Origin of the sequence: Dialister succinatiphilus YIT 11850, assembly GCF_000242435.1 — a bacterium.
Taxonomy (GTDB): Bacteria; Bacillota; Negativicutes; order Veillonellales; family Dialisteraceae; genus Dialister; species Dialister succinatiphilus.
Map to the genome: position 1 here is coordinate 434,316 of NZ_JH591187.1, position 24,538 is coordinate 458,853.

Annotated in this window: 19 protein-coding genes; 18 read left to right on the forward strand and 1 reads right to left on the reverse strand. The window is 51.7% G+C overall.

From position 1 onward, the window contains the following. Nucleotides 1–440: 440 nt before the first annotated feature. Nucleotides 441–1,430, reverse strand: a complete 990-nt coding sequence (gene galE, locus HMPREF9453_RS01825; protein WP_008858857.1) for a UDP-glucose 4-epimerase GalE — start codon at nt 1,428–1,430, stop codon at nt 441–443. 182 nt (nt 1,431–1,612) lie between these two features. On the opposite strand from galE, the gene HMPREF9453_RS01830 reads away from it, so the two are divergent. From HMPREF9453_RS01830 to HMPREF9453_RS01915, 18 genes are all read left to right on the forward strand, one after another. Next, on the forward strand, nt 1,613–2,758 hold the full coding sequence (locus tag HMPREF9453_RS01830; RefSeq protein ID WP_008858858.1) for an HAD family hydrolase: 1,146 nt from the start codon (nt 1,613–1,615) through the stop codon (nt 2,756–2,758). 511 nt (nt 2,759–3,269) lie between these two features. Further along, nucleotides 3,270–4,295 carry an AAA family ATPase gene (locus tag HMPREF9453_RS01835; RefSeq protein WP_008858859.1) on the forward strand — a complete coding sequence of 342 codons (1,026 nt, stop codon included), beginning with the start codon at nt 3,270–3,272 and terminating at the stop codon, nt 4,293–4,295. Further along, on the forward strand, nt 4,283–5,119 hold the full coding sequence (locus HMPREF9453_RS01840) for a PSP1 domain-containing protein (RefSeq protein ID WP_008858860.1): 837 nt from the start codon (nt 4,283–4,285) through the stop codon (nt 5,117–5,119). Before HMPREF9453_RS01835 ends, HMPREF9453_RS01840 begins: the two co-directional genes overlap by 13 nt. Next, nucleotides 5,112–5,858 (forward strand): tRNA1(Val) (adenine(37)-N6)-methyltransferase, encoded by a 747-nt coding sequence (locus HMPREF9453_RS01845; protein ID WP_008858861.1) that lies wholly within the window; start codon nt 5,112–5,114, stop codon nt 5,856–5,858. The genes HMPREF9453_RS01840 and HMPREF9453_RS01845 overlap by 8 nt, the downstream gene beginning before the upstream one ends. Further along, a complete protein-coding gene (gene rsmI / locus HMPREF9453_RS01850; RefSeq protein WP_008858862.1) occupies nt 5,855–6,700 on the forward strand; it encodes a 16S rRNA (cytidine(1402)-2'-O)-methyltransferase in 846 nt (281 codons plus the stop codon). Before HMPREF9453_RS01845 ends, rsmI begins: the two co-directional genes overlap by 4 nt. A gap of 861 nt (nt 6,701–7,561) precedes the next feature. Then, entirely contained in the window at nt 7,562–9,484 is a 1,923-nt protein-coding gene (gene metG / locus HMPREF9453_RS01855) for a methionine--tRNA ligase (RefSeq protein WP_008858863.1), read from the forward strand. Then, nucleotides 9,484–10,254: a TatD family hydrolase gene (locus tag HMPREF9453_RS01860; protein WP_008858864.1), complete on the forward strand. Its 771-nt coding sequence runs from the start codon at nt 9,484–9,486 to the stop codon at nt 10,252–10,254. The genes metG and HMPREF9453_RS01860 overlap by 1 nt, the downstream gene beginning before the upstream one ends. 161 nt (nt 10,255–10,415) lie before the next feature. Further along, complete coding sequence (locus HMPREF9453_RS01865) at nt 10,416–11,045, forward strand: chloramphenicol acetyltransferase (protein ID WP_008858865.1); 630 nt, start codon at nt 10,416–10,418, stop codon at nt 11,043–11,045. Nucleotides 11,046–11,049: 4 nt separating this feature from the next. Continuing rightward, nucleotides 11,050–12,147, forward strand: a complete 1,098-nt coding sequence (gene mazG / locus HMPREF9453_RS11375) for a nucleoside triphosphate pyrophosphohydrolase (RefSeq protein ID WP_008858866.1) — start codon at nt 11,050–11,052, stop codon at nt 12,145–12,147. A gap of 41 nt (nt 12,148–12,188) precedes the next feature. Continuing rightward, nucleotides 12,189–12,494 carry an HU family DNA-binding protein gene (locus HMPREF9453_RS01875; RefSeq protein WP_008858867.1) on the forward strand — a complete coding sequence of 102 codons (306 nt, stop codon included), beginning with the start codon at nt 12,189–12,191 and terminating at the stop codon, nt 12,492–12,494. 301 nt (nt 12,495–12,795) lie between these two features. Beyond that, nucleotides 12,796–13,149: a YraN family protein gene (locus HMPREF9453_RS01880; RefSeq protein WP_008858868.1), complete on the forward strand. Its 354-nt coding sequence runs from the start codon at nt 12,796–12,798 to the stop codon at nt 13,147–13,149. Nucleotides 13,150–13,175: 26 nt separating this feature from the next. Then, nucleotides 13,176–14,690: a YifB family Mg chelatase-like AAA ATPase gene (locus tag HMPREF9453_RS01885; protein ID WP_008858869.1), complete on the forward strand. Its 1,515-nt coding sequence runs from the start codon at nt 13,176–13,178 to the stop codon at nt 14,688–14,690. Nucleotides 14,691–14,692: 2 nt separating this feature from the next. Beyond that, on the forward strand, nt 14,693–15,778 hold the full coding sequence (gene dprA / locus HMPREF9453_RS01890) for a DNA-processing protein DprA (RefSeq protein WP_008858870.1): 1,086 nt from the start codon (nt 14,693–14,695) through the stop codon (nt 15,776–15,778). Between the two features lie 263 nt (nt 15,779–16,041). Continuing rightward, nucleotides 16,042–18,381 carry a type I DNA topoisomerase gene (topA, locus tag HMPREF9453_RS01895; RefSeq protein ID WP_008858871.1) on the forward strand — a complete coding sequence of 780 codons (2,340 nt, stop codon included), beginning with the start codon at nt 16,042–16,044 and terminating at the stop codon, nt 18,379–18,381. 631 nt (nt 18,382–19,012) lie between these two features. After that, the gene (gene trmFO, locus HMPREF9453_RS01900; RefSeq protein ID WP_008858872.1) at nt 19,013–20,320 is read left to right on the forward strand and encodes a methylenetetrahydrofolate--tRNA-(uracil(54)-C(5))-methyltransferase (FADH(2)-oxidizing) TrmFO; all 1,308 of its coding nucleotides are present in this window, start codon (nt 19,013–19,015) and stop codon (nt 20,318–20,320) included. Nucleotides 20,321–20,950: 630 nt separating this feature from the next. Next, entirely contained in the window at nt 20,951–22,600 is a 1,650-nt protein-coding gene (locus HMPREF9453_RS01905; RefSeq protein ID WP_008858873.1) for a phospho-sugar mutase, read from the forward strand. A 226-nt stretch (nt 22,601–22,826) separates the two neighbouring features. Beyond that, a complete protein-coding gene (locus HMPREF9453_RS01910; RefSeq protein ID WP_008858874.1) occupies nt 22,827–23,579 on the forward strand; it encodes an amino acid ABC transporter ATP-binding protein in 753 nt (250 codons plus the stop codon). Nucleotides 23,580–23,593: 14 nt separating this feature from the next. After that, nucleotides 23,594–24,286, forward strand: a complete 693-nt coding sequence (locus HMPREF9453_RS01915) for an amino acid ABC transporter permease (protein ID WP_008858875.1) — start codon at nt 23,594–23,596, stop codon at nt 24,284–24,286. The last annotated feature ends 252 nt before the right edge of the window (nt 24,287–24,538 follow it).

Sequence of the window (24,538 nt, forward strand, 5' to 3'; positions counted from 1 at the left end):
GAGGGTTGTGGTGGGCGGCTTTGCCGCCAGTTTATAGAAAACCTTTAAAACCGGGCTTCGCCCGTGGGAAAACCATACAACCGCCCTGCGGGCGTCGGAAATGCATTCCCCCTTTGGTGCCGTAAGGCACCAAGGTGGGAAAAAGCCACCGGAGGTGGCTGATTACCTTAATGCTTTTCATGTCATATGACACTGAAAGTAAATCCCGTAACGCTGACTTTATACTCATCGCCCTGCGGGCGATACCACAACCCTCGGGGCCAAAGGCCCCGTCAAACCTAAGAACCCTCCGGCCGCAGGCCGGTCAATCTTAAGAACCCTCACACCGAAGGTGTGTCCAAGGGCGATACCACAACCCTCAGCCCGAAGGGCTGTTAAACCTTAGAACCCTCCGGCCACAGGCCGGTCAAACTTAAGAACCCTCAGCGCCGAAGGCGCTGTCACTTATATCCGTAGGGATGTTCCTTATGCCATTTCCAGGCGGAGGCGATGATTTCTTCTGTGGTGGAATGGGTGGGGTGCCAGCCCAGGGTTTCTCTGCATTTTTTAGAGGAAGCGATGAGGATGGCAGGGTCGCCGCTGCGGCGGGCTTCTTCGGTGACTTTGAAGTCGATGCCTGTTACTTTTTTGGCGGTTTCAATGATTTCACGGACGCTGAATCCCTTTTCGCTGCCCAGGTTGAAGTAGGTGCTCTTTCCGCCTTCTGCCAGGTATTTCATGGCCAGCACATGGGCGTCGGCCAGGTCCAGTACATGGATGTAGTCCCTGATGCAGGTGCCGTCGGGGGTGGGGTAGTCGGTGCCGTAGATGGCAATGTGGTCGCGGACACCCTGGGCTGTCTTCAGGATGAGGGGAATGAGATGGGACTCAGGATTGTGGTCTTCTCCGATGGAGCCGTCCAGAGCGGCGCCGGCGGCATTGAAGTAGCGCAGGGCCACATAGTGAAGGCCGTAGGCATTGGTGAAGTCCCTCATCATGTTTTCAATGACCAGTTTCGTGCGGCCGTATACGTTGGTGGGGTTATGGGGAAAATCTTCCTCTATGGGTGTTTTTTCCGGTTCCCCGTACACGGCAGCCGTGGAGGAGAAGACGATTTTGTCTACTCCTGCCTTCTTCATGCCAAGAAGGAGATGAAGGGTGCCTTCCACGTTGTTGGTGTAGTACTTGGCCGGATCCACCATGGATTCGCCCACCAGGGAATAGGCAGCGAAATGGATGACTCCTTCAATGTTATATTTCTTCAGGGTATCCGCAACAAAATCTATATCATGAATGTCCCCTTTCACCAGTACCGTTCCTTCCGGAACTGATTCTGCATGACCGGTGGACAGATTGTCAAAAACAACAGGTGTGAAGCGGCGGGAAGAAAGAAGGGCTCTCACGGTGTGGGAACCGATGTATCCGGCACCGCCGGTGACTAAAATGTTCATGGTTTGCCTCCTTATAAAATAAGTTACTAACAGTATATCATAAGTAAAGGTGAAATGGGCCTCGGGGCTGGCGTCTTTTCTTTCTTTCGGGATCCGGTCTTTCGCGCCCTTCTATGAAATATGATAAAATGAATAAAAACAGGAATGGGGAGATTCCCATTTTTTCATACAGGAGGAACAGGATGAAAAAGGTGATTTTTGATGTGGATGGGGTGCTCCTTTCGGAGGAAAGGTATTTTGATGTATCCGCCCTCACGGTGTGGGAGCTGCTTTACAGCAAGGATTATATGGGCCTTCCCCTGGAGGGGGAGGATTTTGATGCCCGCCATGTGACAGAAGGACAGATTGCCTCCTGCCGGAGCCGGGTGTGGGGAAAGGACCGGCTTCTTGCATTTCTGAAGGCCCATGGTATCAATTCCAACTGGGACATGGTGCATTGCTGGCTCATTACGGCGCTCTGGCTGATGGCGCTGACCTATGAGAAACGGTCCGGCGGGGAAAAGGTCTGCCTTACGTTTGAAAAGCCTTCGGACATGAAGGAAGCGGGCCTTGCCCTTATGGGACTTCCGGTGCCTGAAGCGGAAGAAATCCTGGCAAAATGGGAGGCTGTGATTCCACCGGACCTGGAAGGGGAGGACGTGGTGACCTGCCTTTATAAGACCATGGCCGGTGATTTTGGAAATGGCTCGGACTGGGCACTTCTTCGTTCTCCTTTCTGGACCATCCACACCGAAGCCTTTCAGGCCTGGTATCTGGGAGACGATACTTTTATTTCCCTTCTTCACCATGTGCCATACAGCGGCGGCAAAGAGGGGTTCCTGTCCCGGGAGGTGCCTCTGGCGCCGGCAGAGGCTATCCGCTCCCTTTTCATCAGGCTCAAGGAAAAAGGATTTGCCATTGCAGTGGCCACAGGAAGGGCTCGGGAGGAAATGGAAATTCCTTTCAGGCTTTTCCACTGGTATGAGGAATTTGATCCCCTGTACCTGGCTACTGCCTCGGACGCGGTGGAGGCAGCAGGCCTGTTCCACTGCCCTGTGCCCGACAAGCCGGCGCCCTTTATTTTCAGCTGCGCCCTCTTCGGCAGAAAAAGAGAAAATTATGAAGCCTATCTGAAGGAAGAAATGAAACCGGCTGCGGGCGATGAAGTCTACGTCTGCGGCGATTCCTACTCCGACGTGCTGGGAAGCCGGAGAGCGGGCACGAAATTCATCGGCATTCTGACCGGACTGGAAGGGAAAAAGGAAGCCGCCCTCTTTGAAAGGGAAAAAGTGCCCTATGTGGATCGGATTACGGATATAGAAAAGGTCATTGACACGCCTTCGGTGTAAAGGTTGATGGGCCTTCGAGCGTGAGGGTTGACGGCCCTTTGGGCCGAAGGTTCTAAAGGGGCTTAAGTTTGACACGGCCTTTCAGGCCGCGAGGGTTGTGGTGGCGCCTGCGGCGCAATATAAAGAAAACCTTTAAAACCGGGCTTCGCCCGTGGGAAAACCGTACAACCGCCCTTCGAGCGAGGAAAAAGAGGCACCAAGGGGGGAAAAAGCCACCAGAAGTGGCTCACTCACCGCCATGTTTAGGGTGACGAAAGCATAAGGAAGATATTCCCGTAACGTTGACTTTATACTCATCCCTCAGCCCGAAAGGGCTGTCAAACCTAAGAACCTTCGGGGCGAAAGCCCCGTCAAACTTAAGAACCTTTCCCCCCGAACCTTCCGGCCACAGGCCGGTCAAACTTCAGAACCCTCTGCAAAAGGGGCGCGGAAAGCCGTGCCCCTTTTGCAGTCTTAAGGCAGTCATGGTAGAATAATCATAAGTCCGGTACGGTCCGGCAGGGAGGCATGTATGGCAGGATTCTTTCCCCGTGTGGAGGGGCAGGAGAAGGTACAGAAAGAGATTAAACGGCTTTTGGAAGAAGACCGGCTGCCCCATACCCTGATTTTCTACGGAGATGAGGGGCTGGGGAAGACTACGGCGGCCCTGGATCTTTCAGGAATCCTGACGGGGAAGGCAGAGAAGCTCATGAATGAGCTGGCTGAGCTTTCCGAAGAAGAGCGGCAGAAGACGCCTGTTCTCACCCTGGCCGATGAACAGGTATGGTACCTCCATCCCGTGGGTATGGAGCTTAAAATCGAGCAGTTCAGGACCTTCCTTTCCGCCATGGCTTCTTTTGACGAGAAACCCCATGTGTGCATCATCGATGAGGCCCAGACCATGATGGACCCTGTGGCCAATGCCCTGCTGAAAACGCTGGAGGAACCGGAAGGAAATATTCATTTCATCCTGATCACCCATGACCTGGATGCCCTTCTCCCCACCATTATTTCCAGAGGAGAGCGGTTCGGATTCCTGCCTTTGTCGGAAAACGACTATGATTCCTTTATCCATCGCAGGAAAGACATCCATTTTCCCAGAGGCATGGACGAAAAGGTACTCTTTCAGCTGTCCGAGGGCAATCCGGGCATTACGCTGGAAGTCTGCGATGAGGGCGGCAGTGCCCAGCCCGAAAGCGCCATGGATTTCTGGGAAACGGTGACAGGAAGCGACAGGCCCTTTTCCACCCTCTCATCCATGGAGTTTAAGGAACGGAAGGATTTTCTGAAAATGCTCCGCTGGATTCTGCTGGTGGGCCGGGATATTTATGTGCTGGCGGAAACGGGAAATCCTGCATCCCTTCGCTGCGTCACTGTGGCGGCAAGGGAGAAGCGGATAGCTCCCTTCTGGCAGGGCGAAAAAGGAGAAGAGGCACTGCTGGCGCTGAAGACGGCGGAAACGGCAGTGGCTCGTTATATTAATATAAAGAATATTTGGGACATGATTCTCATTACATTGGAACATATACAGAAAGGCGAAAAAGAATGGATCAGGTAATCGGCGTCCGTTTTAAGCCGGCAGGTAAAATTTATTATTTTGATTCCAATCATCTCGATATCCATCTGGATGACGGGGTGATTGTGGAAACGTCCCGGGGACTGGAGTACGGCAGCGTAGTGATCATACCCAGGCACCCGGTGCTTGATGAAGATGCTCCTTTAAAGCCGGCCATCCGCAAGGCCACCATGAAAGATATGGCCCAGCTGGAACGGAACAGGGAAAGGGAAAAGTCGGCCTTTGATATCTGTCTGAAGAAGATTGAAAAGTTCAAAGTGCCTATGAAACTTCTCCGGGCAGAATATACTTTTGACAGAAATAAAATCGTTTTCTTTTTTACCTCCGATGGCAGGGTGGATTTCCGGGAACTGGTGAAGGAACTGGCTGCTGTTTTCCATACCCGCATCGAACTGCGGCAGGTAGGGGTGAGGGATGAAGCCAAGCAGGTATCCGGTATCGGCTCCTGCGGAAGGCCTCTCTGCTGCGCCACCTTCCTTGGCGATTTCGCCCCCGTTTCCATTAAAATGGCCAAGAACCAGGGGCTGTCCCTGAACCCCACCAAGATTTCCGGCGTCTGCGGCAGACTCATGTGCTGCCTGCGCTTTGAAAATGACATGTACGAGGGGGATAACCGGAAGAGACGATGCTGTGCCATGCAGGGGAAAGGCCCCCGCTTCCGGGTGGGCATGAAGGTCATGACCGACGAAGGCAGCGGCCAGGTGCTCTATGTGAACAGCCAGAAACATACAGTGAAAGTACAGCTGGACGGGCAGAAGACGAAAACTCTGTCCTGGGACGCTGTGGAACAGGAAGAAAATGAGTGATTGGAAATTAAAAGAAGGGGAGAGGCTGGACGACCTGGTGCGGGATGGTATGAAGCTCATCCAGCGGCCGGACCAGTTCTGCTTTTCCATCGATTCCGTGCTTCTGGCCCATTATCCCGCTATTAAAGGAAAAGATAAAATCTGCGACCTGGGCACCGGTACCGGCGTCATCGCCCTTCTCATGTCAGCTCTGGGCGGCAGGGACATTACGGCCCTGGAAGTGAATCCCATCATGGCGGATCTGGCAGAACGAAACGTGAAAGGCAACGGGAAGGAATCGGTGATTCACGTGGTGCCCTGCGACTACCGGAAGGTGAAGGACTATTTCCCCTCCGGTTCTTTTTCTCTGGTGGTGGTGAATCCGCCCTATCGGGAAGTGGGAAGCGGCAAAATGAGCGAAAGCCGGGGAGTGGCCAGCGCCAGCTACGAACTGAATGCCACATTGGAAGAAGTATTTTATACAAGCCGCTACCTTTTGAAATACGGCGGCCGTCTGGCCATGGTGCATCGGGCAGACCGCACGGCGGATCTCATTTCCCTGGGAAGAAAGTACGGCATGGAGCCCAAGCGCCTCCGTTTCATCTATGCAAGAAAAGGCCATCATGCGGTGCGGGTACTTCTGGAATGGAAGTACGGAGGCCATCCGGAAATGGCTGTGGAACCGCCGCTTCTCATCCATAACAGCGACGGATCCTATACGAAGGAAATACTGGAAATATACGGGAAGGAAGACATATGAACGAAGTGAAACCGGGCACCCTCTACCTGGTGCCCACACCCATAGGAAATCTGGCAGACATTACGGAGAGGGCGGTGGACGTGCTGAAGGAGGCGGATATTATCGCCTGCGAAGACACCCGCCATACCCGGATCCTCCTGGATCACCTCTCCATAGGGGGCCACGTGGTGTCCTACCATGAACATAACAAAAAAGAAGCGGGCCCAAAAATCATAGACCTGCTGAAGGATGGGAAATCGGTGGCCCAGGTCAGCGATGCCGGCATGCCCGTGATTTCTGACCCCGGTGCGGACCTGGTGCGCCTGGCCATCGAAGCGGGCATCCCCATCGTTCCCCTTCCCGGTCCCAACGCTGCCTTAACCGCCCTCGTGGCCTCCGGCCTCGATGCCCGGCAGTTTGCCTTCATCGGCTTTTTGCCGAAAATCACGGCTAAGAGAAAGAAACTCCTCCAGGACATGAGCCGCGTCCCGGTGACCCTCATATTCTATGAAGCGCCTCACCGCATCAAAGAAACCCTGGACATCCTGATGAAAGCTCTGGGTGACAGAAAAGCCGTCACCGCCAGGGAACTGACAAAGAAATTTGAAACCTTCGAAAGAGGCACACTCTCTTCCATTCGGAGCCACATGGACGAAGAAGACCCCAGGGGAGAATACGTCATTCTCGTAGAAGGCTGGAACCAGGATATGGAAGAAAAAGAAGGAGAAGAAACCTCCTGGCAGGACGAAGCACTGGAACTGGCCAAAACACTGCCCTTAAAAGAAGCAGCCCGGCAGGCTGCAGGAAAATACCACCTCTCCAGGAGAGAAGTGTATCAATTTCTCCTCTCCTCCCGTTCCTGAGCGCCTTTCCGCTCGGGCTTGAGGGTTCTAAAGTTTGACGGGGCTATCGCCCCGAGGGTTCTAAAGTTTGACAGCGGCTATGCCGCTGAGGGTTGTGGTGGGCGCCTTTAAATTATAGAAGGCGCCCTCTTATGATAAAACCTTTACAACCGCCCTGCGGGCGAGGAAATGCATTCCCACCTTTGGTGGCTGGCGCCTTATGGACAAGCCCCTTTGGGGCTTGAGGGTTGACGGCCCGCTGGGCCGAAGGTTCTTAAGGGGCTTAAGTTTGACGCGCCTCTGGCGCGAGGGTTGCTGTAGGGCGCCTATGAATTGATAGAAGGCGCCAGTTTGTATAAAACCATATAACCGCCCTGGCGGGCGTTGGAAATGCACCCCTTTTGGTGGCTGGCGCCACCACCTTCCCCCCGGCGGGGGGACTTTATTCTTCGCTATGCGTTAGCTTTATTCTGCCCCCGCTTGCGGGGGAAGTCCGGTGCAGCCCGGATAGGGGGTGTATCTGCCGAAGGCAGATAATTCAGCAGAATGTCAATCAAGCCCTATGACACCGAAAAGCCAATTCCGTAACGCTGACTTCATAAGCATTGCCCGAAGGGCCGTCAAACTTAAGAACCCTTGGGCCCGAAAGGGCCCATCCATCTTAAGAACCTTTCCCTTTGAACCCTTTGAACCTTCTGAACCCTCTGAACCCTCACGCCGCAGGCGTGTCCACGGGCGAAGCCCCGTCAACCCTTACACCGCAGGGTGTATCCATAAATTTCCCGTCATTATCTGTTTATTCTGCTGTTCTGTGTTATAATTAAGAATATTGCAGTCTAAAGAGGAATATTCTTTTTAAATACAATGCAGGAGGCCTTTTTTATGAGTGAAAAACCAGCATATTATATTACCACCCCCATTTACTATCCCAGTGCGAAGCTGCACATCGGACATACCTACTGTACGTCCATTGCCGACAGCATGGCCCGGTTCAAACGGCTTGACGGCTATGATGTATTCTTCCTGACCGGCAGCGACGAACATGGCCAGAAAATCGAGCAGAAAGCGGAGGAAGCAGGGGTTACGCCGATCCAGTATGTGGATAAGATTGTAGCCCTTTTCAAGCAGCTCTGGAAAGAACTGAATATTTCCAACGACGATTTCATCCGTACCACTGAAGAACGTCATAAGAAAGTGGTACAGATGCTTTTCCAGCGGGCCTATGACAAGGGAGACATTTACCTTGGCAAGTACGAAGGCTGGTACTGCATTCCTGATGAAACCTTCTGGCCGGAAAACAAACTGACACCGGACCATGTATGCCCGGACTGCGGCCGTCCTCTGCAGCGGGTAAGCGAGGATGCCTATTTCTTCAAAATGTCCAAGTATGCAGACCGCTGGATGAAATATATCGAAGAACATCCCGATTTCATTCAGCCTGAGTCCCGCAGAAACGAAATGATCCAGTTCGTGAAGAGCGGCCTGGAGGACCTCTGCGTGTCCCGCACCAGCTTCACCTGGGGCATTCCGGTGCCTTTCGACCCCAAACACGTGGTATACGTATGGTTCGATGCCCTGGTCAACTACCTGACAGCTGCCGGCATTGTGGACAATCCGGAAAAATTCAAGAAATTCTGGCCTGCTGATGTCCATCTGGTGGGGAAGGAAATCGTCCGCTTCCATACCATTATCTGGCCCATTATGCTGATGAGCCTGGGCATTGAACTGCCGAAGAAGGTTTATGGCCACGGCTGGCTCATTGTGGACGGCGAAAAAATGTCCAAGTCCCGGGGCAACGTGATCGATCCCATTCCGCTGCTTCGCGAATTCGGCTCCGATGCCATCCGCTACTACCTCTTAAACGATATCCAGCTGGGACAGGACGGCAACTTCAGCCGGGACCGTCTCATTGCCCGCATTAACTCCGACCTTTCCAACGACCTGGGCAACCTGCTCTACCGCACCCTGTCCATGGTGGACAAGTACAACGGCGGCGTTCTCCATAAAGGCGATGCTTCTTCAGATCCCGTCATCGATAAAGCTTCCAGAGAAGTGGAAGCCAATGCGGCAGCTGCACTTTCCGCTTTCAGAAACGGCATGGACAACTGGAAGATTAATGATGCCATCAAGGCCGTATGGACCTATATCCGCTCCCTGAACAAGTATATCGACGTTACTATGCCCTGGGCTCTGGGCAAAGATCCCGCAAAGAAGGATCTCCTGAATGTGGTGCTCTACCACCTCTGCGAAGGCCTGCGCTTTGTATCCCTCCTTTCCGAACCGGTGATTCCTATTGCCGCTGAAAAAATCTGGAACCAGCTGGGCCTTGCCGATTTCAAGGACGCCTGCTACAAAGATCTGGTATGGGGCGGTATTCCCGACGGCACCATGACCCATAAGGGAGACCAGATTTTCCCGCGCATTGAAATCGAAGAGGAAGAAGAAAAGAAGCCGGCTGCCAAAGAAAAGAAGGCAGAAGTTGGAAACCCGATTTCCATTGACGATTTCTTCAAAACAGACCTTCGGGTAGCTGAAATCCTGACGGCAGAAAAAGTCAAGAAATCCAAGAAACTCATCAAAATGACCGTCAGCCTGGGCGGTGATGATGTGAGAACCGTGGTGAGCGGCATTTCCGAATACTACAAACCCGAAGACCTCATCGGCAAACATGTCATCTTCGTTTCCAATCTGAAACCGGCCAAACTGATGGGCATCGAATCCCAGGGCATGATCCTGGCAGCCTCCAAAGATGGAGCGCTCAAGGTGCCCTTCGTGGATATGCCTGCCGGCAGCAAGGTCAAATAATGAAACCCTTCGACACCCATGCCCACCTTTACGATAAAGCCTTCGACCGGGACCGGGATGAAGTCCTTTCCCGCACCCTGGAGGCGGTGAGCTTCGTGGTGATTCCCTCTGAAAACTACGAAACCGGCCTGAAAGCCCTTCATCTGGCGGAAACCTATGGCCCTGTCTATGCAGCCCTAGGCATTCATCCCCATGAAACAAAGAATGCCGACGAAGAAACACTGAAGAAAATAGGGGACCTGGCGGAATCATCGCCTAAAGTCAAAGCCATCGGCGAAATCGGCCTGGACTACCACTTCTTCTACAGCGATAAGGAAACCCAGAAAAAATGGTTTGGCCGTCAGATAGAACTGGCCAAAGATCTGGACCTTCCCTTCCTGATCCATGACAGGGAAGCCCATGGCGACACTCTTTCCATACTGAAAGAGCACAGAAGCAGCCGCATGAGAGGCATTATGCACTGCTTCTCCGGCAGCCTGGAAACGGCGGAAGAAATGATGAAACTGGGATTCTACATCTCCTTCGCCGGTCCCCTGGTTTTCCCGAAGAGCCGCCGTCTCAAAGAAGCGGCCCGGGACATCCCCCTGGACCACCTCCTTATAGAAACCGACAGCCCCTACCTGACACCTCCTCCCCATAGAGGAGAACGCAACGAACCGGCCAATGTGATCTTCGTGGCCCGGGAAATCGCAAAACTCAAGGGACTGACCGTGGAAAAAGTAGTGGAAGAAACAAGAAAAAACGGACTTCGCATCTATGGGATAGAATAAAAAACGGCCATTCGGCCGTTTTTTATTGACACGCTCTGGTGGGCGTGTGGGTTCTTAGGTTTGACGGGGCTTCGGGCCCATCAATCTTAAGAACCCTTACGCTAAAGGCGTATCCATATGGTATAGTATAACCATAGAGAATCACCGAAAGGAGGTATACCATGACATTTATACCCATCGACAGGAGCCGCTGGGACAGGGAGGAATATTTCTCCTACTTCTCTCATGAAGTGCCCTGCCTCTACAGCATGACCCTGAATCTGGACGTAACGCCTGTGATGAAGCGCAAAGAAAGACCCTATCCCGCCATGCTCTATTTCCTTTCGGTGGTGGAAAACCGTCATAAACGCTACCGCATCAGCTTTAACGAAAAAGGGGAGCTGGGGTACTATGATGTGGTACACCCAAGCTACACCATTTTCCACAAGGATGACCACACCTTCTCCAGTCTGTGGACAGAGTACAGTGAAAACTATGATGACTTCCTTGCCTCCTACGAGGCCGACGAGGCCCGCTACGGGAAAGTGAAAGGTCTCTTCGGGAAACCGGACCGGCCGGCCAACCTTTTCCCCGTGTCCGTCATTCCCTGGGTGCCCTTCCAGTCCCTCCATCTCAGCTTTCCCAAAACTCCCGGAAACTTCTTCCCCATGTACACCATGGGCCGGCTCCACCGGAAGAGAAGCCATTACTACATGCCCCTCGCCCTGGAAGTGAATCATGCCGTATGTGACGGCTACCATGCCGGCCGTATTTTCAAAGAAGTACAATCCCTCATCAACGGGTGGAGGTAGGAAAATGGAAAGACAAGAACTGATAGAACTTCTGGAAGACAAAGGACTCCTCTCCGGAGAAGACAGCTTCACCATAGTCAGCGGCAGGGAAGCCGCTTCCATTCCCCTTCATATGGACCATCTGCTCATCCTTCGGGACTGCCGCCCGGAAGAGGGAAAAATCCTTGTTAAAAGGCTTCTTGCGGCCTATGAAGAAGATGCTCCCCTCATTATCCTTGGAGAGGGAAATATCCTTCGCATAACCGCCAGGGAAATGGAAACCCGCCAGCCTCCCTGCCCGGAGACTATTCTCTTTGACAGCCGGAAAGCCAGAGTCCGGGATGCATCTCCCTATGACCTCACAGCCCTGGACAATACGGTGCACCGCCTTCTGGCCCCCGGAGGCTGCCCCTGGGACCGCTCCCAGACCCATGAGACCCTGCGCACCTATTTCATCCAGGAAGTCTATGAAGTCATCGATGCCATCGACCGGAAAGACATGGACAACCTGAAAGAAGAACTGGGAGACGTGCTCTTTCAGATCCTCTTCCACGCGGCTCTGGCGGAAAAAGAAGGCTTCTTCACCATGCAGGACGTGGCAGACGGCGTGAACGACAAAATGGTGCGCCGCCACCCCTTCGTCTTTGACAAAACAGGCAAAGACAGCACCCTTTCGGTACCCCGGGAGTGGGAAAAACGCAAAAGAATTGAAAAAAACAGGAAATATCTGCTTTCCGGCGTGCCCAAAGGCTTGCCAAGTCTGCTTTTAACGTGTATAATTCAAAAGAAAGTTAGTTCCAACGGGCTTCAGAACCTCTTATTCCCTGAAGACCTTCCGGCGGACATGAAACAAAAGATTTCCCAATTTCTGGAAGATGACCGTGAAATGGATAGGGAAAAGAAAGCAGGCGCTTTCCTCTTCCACCTGGTCCATTATCTGCAGGAAAAAGGAATCGAGCCGGAACTGGCTTTGCACCGCTCTGATACAGCATTCATGAGCCGGCTTCATTCGTTTGAAGACTTCGTCATGCAGGAGGGAAAGAACCTTTCTGACATGAGCCCGGAAGAAACCCTGCAGCGGTGGAAAGACTTCATGGCACAAAAACCTTCCCATTGGAACTAAAGGCGGTTCAACCGTCAATTATTAAAGGAGGATGTTTAGTTATGAACAAAACAGAACTCATCGCAGCAGTAGCCCAGGAAGCAGAAATGACAAAGAAAGATGCTGAAAAGGCTGTCAAAGCAGCCCTTGATGTAGTATCCAACGCCCTCGTAAAGGGAGACAAAGTACAGCTCATCGGCTTCGGTACCTTCGAAGTCCGTCAGCGCAAAGCCCGTGTAGGCCACAATCCCTCCACCCAGGCTGAAATCAAGATCCCCGCATCCAAGACCCCGGCATTCCGCGTTTCCAAACAGCTGAAAGAAAAAGTCAACGTAAAGAAAGCAAAAGCTAAAAAAGCAAAGAAATAATCGGTATACCAAATAAAAACCTCCCTTAGGGGAGGCTTTTTATTTGCTGAAATAGGGAAAGCATGATTGAAAAGAATAGCATTTCCGCTATCCATATGTTTTTATGATACATTCCTTAAACTCATTGACGGATAGCTTCGTTTGCTTTTACAATAGGGGGGGAATAGGAATTGGCAGATAACTATCAATGTTTATTTCACAGCTTATGTCCGGTACTTAACTAACCGGAATTAATCAGAATGCTATTTATTACCTTTTCTCTTATTTTCTAAATATTGTTTTAAACGAATGGGAGCACCTTATGGAGAAGACATCATTCGGTCGTGTTGGAGAAAGATTGGCCAGACAGTATTTAGAACAAAAAGGATATCATTTTTTGGATAGCAATTTCAGAACAGTCCATAGTGAAATTGACCTGATTATGAATGATGGTGGTACACTGGTCTTCGTAGAAGTGAAAAGCCGTCATAATCGCAGGTATGGAGAACCGGTGGAGGCGGTGAATCCTGCAAAGCAGAGGCATATTCGCCTGGGAGCCAGAGCATATGTAATGAAACGGAGGATAGAGGACACACATATTCGTTTTGATGTTGTAGAGGTTATGGTATCTTGGGAAGGGGAAACCAAATTCCGCCATACAAGAAATGCATTTTAATAGTTTATTTTCTTGGAGGGATTCATATGTATGCTAAGGTACTGGGGACAACGACCTTTGGCCTGAATGGTCATGTCATCGGTGTGGAAGTAGATATTAATAAAGCCTTTCCTGCTTTCGATATTGTGGGTCTTCCGGCAGCTTCTATCAAGGAGTCTAAAGAACGAGTTCATTCGGCCATACGTAATTCGGGATATCATTTCCCGGTAGATAAGGTGACTGTAAATTTAGCGCCGGCAGATTTAAAGAAAGACGGTTCGGGTTTGGATCTGCCTATTGCCATGGGTCTTCTGGCAGCCAGTGGTGAAGTGCCGCTTGAATGTTTTCAAAATACCATTTTCATCGGGGAATTATCGCTGAAGGGTGAAATCCGTCCAGTACCGGGGATTCTGTCCATGGTTTTAGCAGGGAAGGAAGCAGGAGTATCCCGTTTCTTTATGGCGCCTTCGGTGACGAATGAAGCTCTTCTCTGTGAGAATATTGAGGTGTATGGGCCAGAAACTTTACGAGAACTGATTGAGTTTTTGACTGGTCACCATCCCATGGCTCCGGCAGTACGTCATGAATCGGAGCGCCCTCCTGTCAGTGATGTGGATTTTGCGGAAGTGCAGGGGCAGGTTATGGCTAAGAGGGCCATGGAAATAGCAGCTGCCGGTGCCCATAATGTGCTTATGACAGGGCCGCCCGGATCAGGCAAGACTATGCTTGCCCGACGCATAACGACCATTCTCCCGCCGATGACTAGGGAAGAAGCGCTGGAAGTGACGAAGATATACAGTGTGGCTGGGCTCTTTAAAGCGCAAGATATTATGAGAGAGAGACCTTTCAGAAGCCCTCATCATACGATTTCCATGGCAGGACTCATTGGCGGCGGAACCATTCCCCGCCCTGGCGAAGTGACTTTGTCTCACAGGGGTGTACTTTTCCTGGATGAACTTCCTGAATTTCCACGTTCTGTGCTGGAGGTGCTTCGGCAGCCTTTGGAGGACAGGGAAGTCCATATTTCCAGGGTTAATGCATCCTTTACTTATCCTGCTGATTTTATCCTTATTGCCGCCATGAATCCCTGCCCCTGCGGTTATCTGGGAGATCCGGATCATCCCTGCACCTGTACTGATGGCGAGATCAGAAGTTATGGGAGAAAAATATCCGGTCCACTTTTGGATCGTATCGATCTTCATGTTTCCGTGCAGCGGCCCAAGTACAGCGAATTAACTGCTACGATTAAAGGGGAAGCTTCAGCGGATATTGCAAAAAGGGTGGAAGAAGCCCGCCGCGTGCAGGCAGAAAGACTTGCTCCCTGGCACATGCAGAACAATGCGCAAATGGGACATCGACAGTTGAAAGAAACTTGTCACCTGGATAAGGATGGCACGGAAATGCTTCGGGAAGTATTTGAAAAGCTCCATCTTTCTGCCAGAAGTTATGACAGGATTATAAAAGTAGCCCGTACAGTGGCTGACCTGGATGGAAAATCCGGCATTGAAGCTTCTCATGTGGCAGAAGCTATCAGCTATAGAAATATGATTCCTCGGAGGTGACCATGGACAAATACGCAGCGGCTCTGCCAGGATGTCCCCGGCTGGGAGCTAAACGTATGCGGGGACTCATTGAATTCTTTCATACGGCAGAAGATGTATGGAAAGCGTCGGATGAAGATATTCGTAAATCCCATGTGCTTCATGGTAATGGAGAAGCGGCTTTTCTTGCATGGCGTCACGAAACAAACCCGGATGCGGTTATGGAAAAATTGATTCAAAACCATATACGGTGCAGTACGTGGGAAGAAGAGGATTACCCAGCTCTTCTTAGAACTACCGCTAATCCACCGGCAGTTCTTTTTTACAGAGGGAAACTTCCGGATCATGAAAAACTTATAGCCATCGTAGGTTCCAGAAAGGCTACCGCCTATGGAGTGCAGACAGCCGGACGGTTTGCCAGAGGGCTGGCAGAAGAGGGAATTACTGTTGTTTCCGGCGGTGCCAGAGGAATAGACAGCGCATCCCATGAAGGGGCGCTGGCAGGCAGGGCACCTACTATTGTAGTGGCGGCCTTCGGGCTGGACAGGGTATATCCACCGGAAAACAGGAATCTGTTCCATCAAATCGTGGAAGAGGGAGGCGCCATTATTTCTGAATATCCTCTTGGTACTCCTCCCCTGGGAAGACAGTTTCCTGCCCGGAATCGAATCATAGCCGGTATGTGTCGTGGTGTGATTGTTGTAGAAGCGGCTGAACGAAGCGGATCTCTCATTACTTCTGACTTTGCCCTGGAAGAAGGAAGGGACGTTTTTTCTGTTCCCGGCAGCATTTATATTCCATCCTGCAAAGGGACAAATCAACTGATTCGTAATGGCGCTATCTGCTGTACTTCTTTCAAAGATGTTCTATCTGAATATGGATGGGAAAGGCAGGAAGAGAAAGTAGAAAAAACGGGTAAAGAATCTTTGACTCTTGAAGAAGAAATGGTATACAAATTCTGCTGTACAGAAAATGAAGTACAGGCAGAGGATATTCTTCAACAAAGCGGTCTTTCCGTAGTCAGGCTGACTATGCTGCTTTTACGTCTCCAGCTGAAGGGATACATCAAAGAGACCGGTCCCGGGAGGTATGTAGTCATAGGGCAGTAATCTTGTGAGAAGAGACCCATTGCCCTAGCCCCCAGTTTCCAGTTTCTAATCTCTAGTCTCCAGTCCCGAGCCCCCAGTACCCAGTTCACTAAATTTCCCTTTGCCATTTTCTTTTTTTCTTATATAATTACATATGACTTATGAAGATGAAGATGAAGCTTCCGGCCAGGCCGGGAGTGTTATATGAGCCGGTGCTTCCTGCTTGAAGGCAGGGATTCCGGTTTTCATATTTTTTCCCTGAAGTGACAGAGGAGGAAATAGATTTGCCTATTACAAGAACGATTACGCTGGAAAAGAAGAAACGGGGCCGAAAGGCGAAGGCTGCGGCGCCGGTGTTGTTTAAGAGGAAGCCGAATCCCAAAGGGAAGACGCTGGTGGTGGTGGAATCACCGGCGAAGGCGAAAACCATAGAGAGGATCCTGGGGCCTGACTACAAGGTCATGGCATCGAAGGGCCATCTCCGGGATCTGCCGCAGAAGACGCTGGGGGTAGATATCGAGAATGGCTTCAAGCCGGAGTATGTGGATTCCGCTGAGCGGGAGTCTATTATCAAGGATCTGCAGAAAGAAGCGAACCGCTCAAAGACTGTCCTTCTGGCAACGGACCCTGATCGTGAGGGAGAAGCGATTTCCTGGCATTTGTCCAAGCTTCTGGATGTGAATCCCGAAGATCATGTGCGCATTGCTTTCCATGAAATCACGCCGCCTGCCATCAAGGAGGCCATCAAACATCCCGGGCCCATCGACATGAACCGGGTGGATGCGCAGCAGGCCCGGCGGGTGCTGGACAGGCTGGTGGGCTACAAGCTGTCTCCATGGCTGTGGAAGCTGATTTACCGTGGCCTTTCGGCAGGGCGCGTGCAGTCCGTGGCTACCCGTCTCATCTGCGAAAGGGAAGAGGAAATCAGGGCTTTCAAGCCGGAAGAGTACTGGACCGTAGAGGGACTGTACAAGAAGGCGGATTCAGAATCCTTCAAGGCGAAGCTGGTGCAGATCGATGGGAAGGAAGCCTCTATCCGCAGCAAAGAGGAAGCGGACGCTGCGGTGGCGGATATGGAAGGGAAGGAAGCAGAAGTCCTTTCCGTCACCCGTTCCCGGAAGCAGAGAAAGGCCAAGCCGCCCTATACTACGTCCACCATGCAGCAGGATGCGGTGAATCGTCTCAATTTCAATTCCAGGAAAACCATGATGCTGGCTCAGAATCTGTACGAAGGTATCGAAATCCCCGGCCATGGTCATGTAGGGCTCATTACGTATATGCGTACTGACTCCACCCGTATTTCCGATGAAATGATCGCCCAGGTGCGGCCTTACATTGAAACGGTGTACGGCGAGGAGTATCTGCCTCCCAAACCCAATGTGTTTGCGAAATCAAAGAAGGCCCAGGATGCCCATGAAGCCATCCGGCCCACCAGTCTGGAATTTCCGCCGGATGCTCTGACATCCGTGCTTTCAAGGGACCAGCTCAGGCTTTATACCCTCATCTGGAACCGTTTCATCGCCAGCCAGATGGCTCCTCAGATCCAGATGACCATCACTGCCCTTCTGGGAAGCGGCCGCTGCACCCTTCGTGCCAGCGGGAGCCACGTCCTTTTTAACGGCTTCACCATTATGCAGCCGGCAAAGGAAAAGAAAGGGGAAGGGGAGGAAAACGCTTCCCTTCCGCCTCTGAAGAAGGGGGAAAAGGTGACCCATGTGAAAACGGAAGCGGAGCAGCATTTCACCACGCCGCCGCCAAGGTACACCGAAGCCAGCCTCATCAAGACTATGGAAGAAAAGGGCATCGGCCGTCCTTCCACCTATGCCCCCATTCTGGATACCATCCAGAAGAGGAAGTATGTGGTGAAGGAAGGAAAGCAGTTTGTACCTACGGAAATCGGGTTTAAAGTGACAAACCTGCTGAAGAAATATTTCGAAGGTATTATCAATGTAGATTTCACGGCCAATCTGGAAAACTGGCTGGATAAAATCGCCGACGGCCATGCTACGTATAAAAAGGTGATGACCGATTTCTACAAGGTCTTCGATAAGGAACTGGAAGCGGCCAACAGTCAGGCGGATAAGGAAAAGCAGGAAAGCCAGGAAGTAACCGATGTGAAATGTGAAAAGTGCGGCGCCAACATGATTGTAAAAATGGGCCGCTACGGCAAGTATCTGGCCTGCCCCAACTACCCCAGCTGCCGGAATATCAAACCTTACAGTATCCTTCAGGGACCGGAAGAAGTGTCTGACGTGAAATGCGATCATTGCGGCACTCTCATGGTGTATCGGGAAGGTCCCTACGGAAGATACCTGAAATGTCCGAAATGCAATGCCAATAAAGCCATCGTGGTAGATACCGGCATTACCTGTCCCAAGTGCCATGAAGGCCATATGGTGCAGAGAAAAACAAGAAGGGGCCGTACCTTCTACGGCTGCAGCCGCTACCCTCAATGTGATATGGCCCTGTGGAACGAACCGGTGGACCAGTTCTGCCCCACCTGCGGCTCTATTATGGTAAAAAAGACCTATAAAAACGGCAAAGAGCTCATTTTCTGCTCAAATCCCGACTGTCCAACGAATCCGAAAAAGAAAAAGGGAAAAGAAAAGGAAACGAAAGAGTGAGATAGTGAGCTAGTGAACTAGTGTACTAGTGTGCTAGTTAGATGGACAAGCCCCTATGGGGCTTGAAGGTTGACGGCCCGCTGGGCCGAAGGTTCTTAAGGGGCTTAAGTTTGACGCACCTCTGGCGTGCACAGCGAACATGATTTGAAGGAGCAAAGCGACGCACAAATCATAGTGAGTCGTTTCCCCTTTAGGGGCGAGGGTTGTGGTAGGGCGCCTATGAATTATAGTAGGCGCCAGTTTGTATAAAACCATACAACCGCCCTGCGGGCGTTGGAAATGCATCCCCCCTTTGGTGGCTGACGCCACCACCTTGCCCGGTGGGAAGCATGTCACTGGATTCGCGGGTCGCGGGGCTCCGCGGTGTTTTATTCTGCCCCCTGCATAGGGGGAAGTCCGGCGCAGCCGGAAAGGGGGAGGCGAGCGCAGCGAGCCAATCCGCAGAATGCTTATCATGTCATATGCTACTGAAAGGTTAAACCCGTAACGCTGACTTTATAAGCATTGCCCGACAGGGCAATCCACAACCCTCGGTCCGAAGGGCCGTCAAACTTACGAACCTTTAGAACCTTCGGGACGAAGTCCCGTCAACCCTCACGCCCGAAAGGGCGTGTCATATAGGAGAAGAAAAGTGAATGATCATATAACAGTCATCGGCGCCGGTCTGGCAGGCAGTGAAGCTGCTTATCAGCTGGCGGAAATGGGGATTCCTGTAACTCTTGTAGAGATGAGACCCCAAAAACAGACCCCTGCCCATCATACTCCCTATTTTGCGGAGCTGGTGTGCAGCAATTCCTTAAGAGCTGCTGCCCTCACCAATGCAGTGGGGCTTTTAAAAGAAGAAATGCGCCGCCTTCATTCAGTCATCATGAAGGCTGCCGACAGCCACCAGGTGCCTGCCGGCGGTGCCCTGGCAGTAGACCGCATGGGATACGCCAGGGAAGTGACCCGTCTGGTGAAGGATCATCCTCTGGTAACCTTTGTGGAAAAGGAAGTGACTGCCATCCCCCGGGAGGGCATCGTCATTATTGCCACAGGGCCTTTGACCGAAGGGGCTCTGGCAGAGGATATTGAAAATTTCTGCGGCGGCGAAGGATTTCATTTCTACGATGCCGCTGCTCCCATTGTGACGAAAGACTCCCTGGATATGGACGTGGTGTACCGCATGTCTCGCTACAATAAAGGCGAAGCGGCTTACCTGAACTGCCCCATGAATGAGGAAGAATACAAGGCTTTCCGGGAAGCTCTCTGCCAGGCGGAAATGGCACCGGTCCATGGCTTTGAAAATAAAAAAGTTTTCGAAGGCTGCATGCCCATCGAAGTCATGGCTGCCAGGGGAGAAGATACCATGCGCTTCGGGCCCATGAAACCGGTGGGCCTGCCTGATCCCAGAACCGGCAGAGACCCCTATGCCGTAGTGCAGCTGCGCCAGGATAATGAAGACGATACCATGTATAATCTGGTAGGCTTCCAGACCCATTTGAAATGGGGCGAACAGAAGCGGGTGTTCGGCATGATTCCAGGTCTTGCCCACGCTGAATTCATCCGCTACGGCGTCATGCACCGGAATACCTATATGGACTCCCCGGATCTTTTGAATGCCACCATGGAAACAAGAAAAAGAGAAGGTCTCTTTTTCGCCGGCCAGATGACCGGTGTGGAAGGCTACGTAGAATCCGCAGCCTCCGGCATTGTGGCCGCCTGGAGCGCCGCTTCCCGTTTCCTTGGAAAACCGCCGACACCTTTCCCCAGAGAAACGGCCATCGGTGCCCTTTGCCACTACATTTCCCACTTTGAGGGCAAAAATTTCCAGCCCATGAACGTCAATTTCGGCCTCATTCCGCCTCTGGAAAAAAGGGTGCCGAAAAAAGAAAAAAACCAGAAACTGGCAGAAAGGGCCCTCTCGGCATTAGACGAATTTATGGCAGAGAGACGGTAGGAGGGCGTAAGGCTGACGCCATATGGACAAGCCCCTATGGGGCTTGAGGGTTGACGGCCCGCTGGGCCGAAGGTTCTTAAGGGGCTTAAGTTTGACGCGCCTCTGGCGCGAGGGGGGTTGTAGGGCGCCTATGAATTGATAGAAGGCGCCAGTTTGTATAAAACCATACAACCGCCCTGCGGGCGTTGGAAATGCCCCCTTTGGTGCCTTACTGCACCACCTTTCCGCCCCGTTGGGAAGCGTGTCACTTGATTCTCAGTCGCCTGCGGCTCCCTGCGAATCAAGTTCCCTTGCCACCGCAAGCGGGGGCACTATGGGTACTTAGCCATGGAGCCATGTCTCTGCAGGAAAGCATAGAGCGATTTATTCTGTCCCCCCGGATGGGGGAAAGTCCGGCGCAGCCGGATAAGGGGGAGCCGCGTAGCGGCTAATCACCAGAATGCTTTTCATGCCATATGACACTGAAAGTAAATCCGTAACGCTGACTTTATAAGTATTGCCCAAAGGGCAATCCACAACCCTCGGCCCGAAGGGCCGTCAAACTTAAGAACCCTTGGGCCCGAAAGGGCCCATCAATCCTAAGAACCCTCACGCCGCAGGCGTATCAATTATTAAAAGGAACTAAAACATATGGGATATAAAGAAACGTATAAAGACTGGCTCTCCTGGGCCGATGATGAAACGAAGAAGGAGCTTTCTGCCCTTCATGATGAAAAAGAAATAGAAGACCGGTTCTACAGGGATCTGGAATTTGGGACGGCTGGTCTTCGGGGAATCATGGGCGCCGGCACGAACCGCATGAACCGCTATACGGTGGCCCGGGCCACGAAGGGGCTTTCGGAGTATCTGAAGGCTCTGTATCCCGGGGAGCTTTCCCGGGGCCTGGTGATTGCCTATGATTCCAGAAACCATTCCAGGGAGTTTGCAGTGGAAGCGGCTGCTGTCCTTACGGCTTCCGGCATTCCTGTGAAGATTTTTAAAGAACTGGAGCCCATTCCGGTGCTTTCCTTCTCAGTCCGTCATTTCCACGCCCTGGGCGGCATTGTCATCACGGCCAGTCACAATCCGCCGGAGTACAATGGCTACAAGGTCTATGGGGAAGACGGCGGCCAGCTGGTGCCGAAAAAGGCCGATGTGCTTACGGAGTATGTGGAGAAGGTGAAAGACCTGTCCGCCATCGATCACAGGACCCGGGAGGATCTCATCACCTGGCTGGGAGAGGACGTGGTGGATCTCTTTATTGATACTATATTCAAAGAATCCCGTTACCATGGAAATCCGCCGCCTCTGAAGGTGGTGTATACGCCCCTCCACGGCAGCGGCCGTGTGCCGGTTGAGAAAATTCTTGGAAAAGCCGGTTTCAGGGACCTTCTTATCGTGAAGGAGCAGGAAATGCCGGATGGCGATTTCCCCACTGTATCTTCTCCAAATCCGGAAAATGAAGACGCCCTGTCCCTGGGCATCCGGCTCGGAAAGGAAAAAGGGGCGGATATCGTGATTGGCACGGATCCCGACAGCGACCGCATCGGTGCTGCTGTGAGGAAGGGCAGTCAATTCAACCTGATTTCCGGAAACCAGATGGGAGCGCTTCTGACCTATTTCCTGCTTTCCACAGGGAAAGACCGTCTCACTCCGGCGTCTACCCTGGTGAAAACGGTGGTCACCGGCGAACTGGCCGCTGATATTGCCGAAAGTTTCCATGTACAGGTGGTAGAGACGCTGACAGGCTTCAAGTATATCGGAGAGAAAATCACGGAGTGGGAGAGGAACCCGGCCCATGATTTCGTCTTCGGCTTTGAAGAAAGCTACGGATATCTGGCAGGCACCCACGCCAGAGACAAGGACGCCGTGGTGACGGCCATGCTGATCTGCGAAATGGCAGCTTATTTCAAATCCCTTGGAAAGACGCTCACTGATGTGCTGGCAGAGCTCTATGAAACCTACGGCTATTACTACGACAAGAGTCTTTCCTACACCCTGAAGGGGCTGGAAGGGGGAAGGCGCATTGCATCCATTATGGAGGAAGCCCGGTCCATGGATATGAAATCGGTCATTCCGGAAACGGTGGAGACCCTGGACTTTGAAAAAGGCATCGGCGGCCTTCCCAGAGAAAATGTGCTGAAGTACCGCCTTGCAGGTGGCGGCTGGTTTGCTATCCGTCCCAGCGGCACAGAGCCGAAGATTAAATTCTACTACTCTTTGAGGGGAAGAAACGAGGAGGAAGCACTCCGCCTCTTTGGGGCTTACAGAAGCCGCCTGGAGAAACAGTTCGGCCTTTGAGGTATGTATAAATATACTGTATATACCAATCGTATGCAGTCAATACAGCCGGATTCTTCTTCCTTGAACCTGTTCTTTTATCGATGAAATAAAGGAAATTCCAATTTTCAAATGCATTCTCTCCTTCTCTGGAGAGAATGCATTTTTTATGCAGTTTATGCAAAATCTTGTTGACTTAACTGTATATTTATGCTAGAATCTTCACAAATAGAAGGGCGTGAGTCAAATGGAAAACAGTAAAAAAGTCATTTATGAAATAAAGCACCTCCGGAAATCATTCGGAAAGGTGGAAGTGCTGAAGGATATCAGCATGAAAATTGAGAACGGTGAAGTGTGCACCATTATCGGGCCTTCTGGTTCCGGGAAGAGTACCTTTCTCCGCTGTCTGAACCTTCTGGAGAAACCCACCGGCGGGGAGCTGTGGTTTGAAGGGAAAAGGGTCAACGAAAAGACGGATGTGAAAATGCTCCGCCGGGACGTGGGCATGGTGTTCCAGTCCTTTAACCTGTTCCCCATGTTCACTGCTGTGGAAAACGTCATGTATGCTCCTATCCACATTAAGAAGATTCCTAGAAGCCAGGCCAGAGAAGAGGCCATGGAGCTTCTTGATAGGGTAGGGCTGGCAGAAAGGGCCGACTACTATCCCGGCGAACTTTCCGGCGGTCAGCAGCAGCGCGTGGCCATTGCCAGAGCTTTGGCCATGAAGCCGAAAATGCTCCTCTTCGATGAACCGACCTCGGCTCTTGATCCCGAGCTGGTAGGCGATGTATTAACGGTCATGAAAGAAGTGGCCCTGGCCGGCATGACCATGGCTGTGGTTACCCACGAAATGCAGTTTGCCAGAAGCGTCTCCAATCATGTAGTGTTCATGGATAAAGGATATATTGTGGAAGAAGGAAATCCGGAAGATATCTTTACCCATCCAAAAGAAGAAAGAACACAGACATTCCTGAAGCGTCTGCTTCATGCTGATATTTAAGGAGATGAACATCTATGGAAATGGTCATAGACACGGCAGTCAAATATAATGACATATTCATGTCAGGCGTTAAAATCACAATTATCATATCCATTCTGTCCTGCTTTTTCGGACTTCTGCTGGGCATTGTTCTTGCTTTCATGAAGATTTCCGGCATTAAAATCCTGCAGGCCATTGCGGCAGTATACGTGGAAATCATCCGCGGCACCCCGGTGCTGGTGCAGATTTCCCTGGTCTTCTTCGGACTGCCTTTCCTGGGCATCCATTTTCCCAGCTTCCAGATCATGGGCGTAGACTTTGAAAGACTCTCCGCCGGCGTTCTGGCCCTCATCATCAATTCCGGTGCCTACGAATGTGAAATCGTCCGCTCCGGCATCCAGTCCATACCGAAAGGCCAGCTGGAAGGCGCCATGTCTCTGGGATTCTCCAAATGGGAATCCATGGTCCGTATCATCATACCTCAGGCCATCAGGAACATCCTTCCCGTTATCGGCAACGAATTCGTTACATTGATCAAGGAATCCTCCCAGGTCTCCGTCATCGGCATGGCAGACCTCATGTACACCGCCACCACCATTCAGGGCATCAGCTTCCAGCCATTCCCGCCGCTGGTCATTGTAGCCCTCTACTACTTCATTATGACCTTCTTCGTCTCCATGTGCCTCAGAGTTCTCGAAAGACACTTGAAAGTCAAAAGCGTAAGATAAGGAAATCTGAAAGCACCGGCAAAACCGGTGCTTTTTCATTTTTCTCTCATGGAATGTTGTATAATAAAAAGAAACACTTCGGCCGACGGGCATTGTCACATATAACACAAAGGGTCAATGCGTAACGCTGACTTCTTATGGACAAGCCCTATCGGGCTTGAGGGTTGACGGCCCGCTGGGCCGAAGGTTCTTAAGGGGCTTAAGTTTGACGCGCCTCTGGCGTGCACAGCGAACATGATTTGAAGGAGCAAA

Bases quoted from the DNA above. Each gene is read 5' to 3' on its own strand.
- galE (WP_008858857.1), bottom strand. From the start codon at position 1,430: ATGAACATTTTAGTCACCGGCGGTGCCGGATACATCGGTTCCCACACC.
- HMPREF9453_RS01830 (WP_008858858.1), top strand. From the start codon at position 1,613: ATGAAAAAGGTGATTTTTGATGTGGATGGGGTGCTCCTTTCGGAGGAA.
- HMPREF9453_RS01835 (WP_008858859.1), top strand. From the start codon at position 3,270: ATGGCAGGATTCTTTCCCCGTGTGGAGGGGCAGGAGAAGGTACAGAAA.
- HMPREF9453_RS01840 (WP_008858860.1), top strand. From the start codon at position 4,283: ATGGATCAGGTAATCGGCGTCCGTTTTAAGCCGGCAGGTAAAATTTAT.
- HMPREF9453_RS01845 (WP_008858861.1), top strand. From the start codon at position 5,112: ATGAGTGATTGGAAATTAAAAGAAGGGGAGAGGCTGGACGACCTGGTG.
- rsmI (WP_008858862.1), top strand. From the start codon at position 5,855: ATGAACGAAGTGAAACCGGGCACCCTCTACCTGGTGCCCACACCCATA.
- metG (WP_008858863.1), top strand. From the start codon at position 7,562: ATGAGTGAAAAACCAGCATATTATATTACCACCCCCATTTACTATCCC.
- HMPREF9453_RS01860 (WP_008858864.1), top strand. From the start codon at position 9,484: ATGAAACCCTTCGACACCCATGCCCACCTTTACGATAAAGCCTTCGAC.
- HMPREF9453_RS01865 (WP_008858865.1), top strand. From the start codon at position 10,416: ATGACATTTATACCCATCGACAGGAGCCGCTGGGACAGGGAGGAATAT.
- mazG (WP_008858866.1), top strand. From the start codon at position 11,050: ATGGAAAGACAAGAACTGATAGAACTTCTGGAAGACAAAGGACTCCTC.
- HMPREF9453_RS01875 (WP_008858867.1), top strand. From the start codon at position 12,189: ATGAACAAAACAGAACTCATCGCAGCAGTAGCCCAGGAAGCAGAAATG.
- HMPREF9453_RS01880 (WP_008858868.1), top strand. From the start codon at position 12,796: ATGGAGAAGACATCATTCGGTCGTGTTGGAGAAAGATTGGCCAGACAG.
- HMPREF9453_RS01885 (WP_008858869.1), top strand. From the start codon at position 13,176: ATGTATGCTAAGGTACTGGGGACAACGACCTTTGGCCTGAATGGTCAT.
- dprA (WP_008858870.1), top strand. From the start codon at position 14,693: ATGGACAAATACGCAGCGGCTCTGCCAGGATGTCCCCGGCTGGGAGCT.
- HMPREF9453_RS01905 (WP_008858873.1), top strand. From the start codon at position 20,951: ATGGGATATAAAGAAACGTATAAAGACTGGCTCTCCTGGGCCGATGAT.
- HMPREF9453_RS01910 (WP_008858874.1), top strand. From the start codon at position 22,827: ATGGAAAACAGTAAAAAAGTCATTTATGAAATAAAGCACCTCCGGAAA.
- HMPREF9453_RS01915 (WP_008858875.1), top strand. From the start codon at position 23,594: ATGGAAATGGTCATAGACACGGCAGTCAAATATAATGACATATTCATG.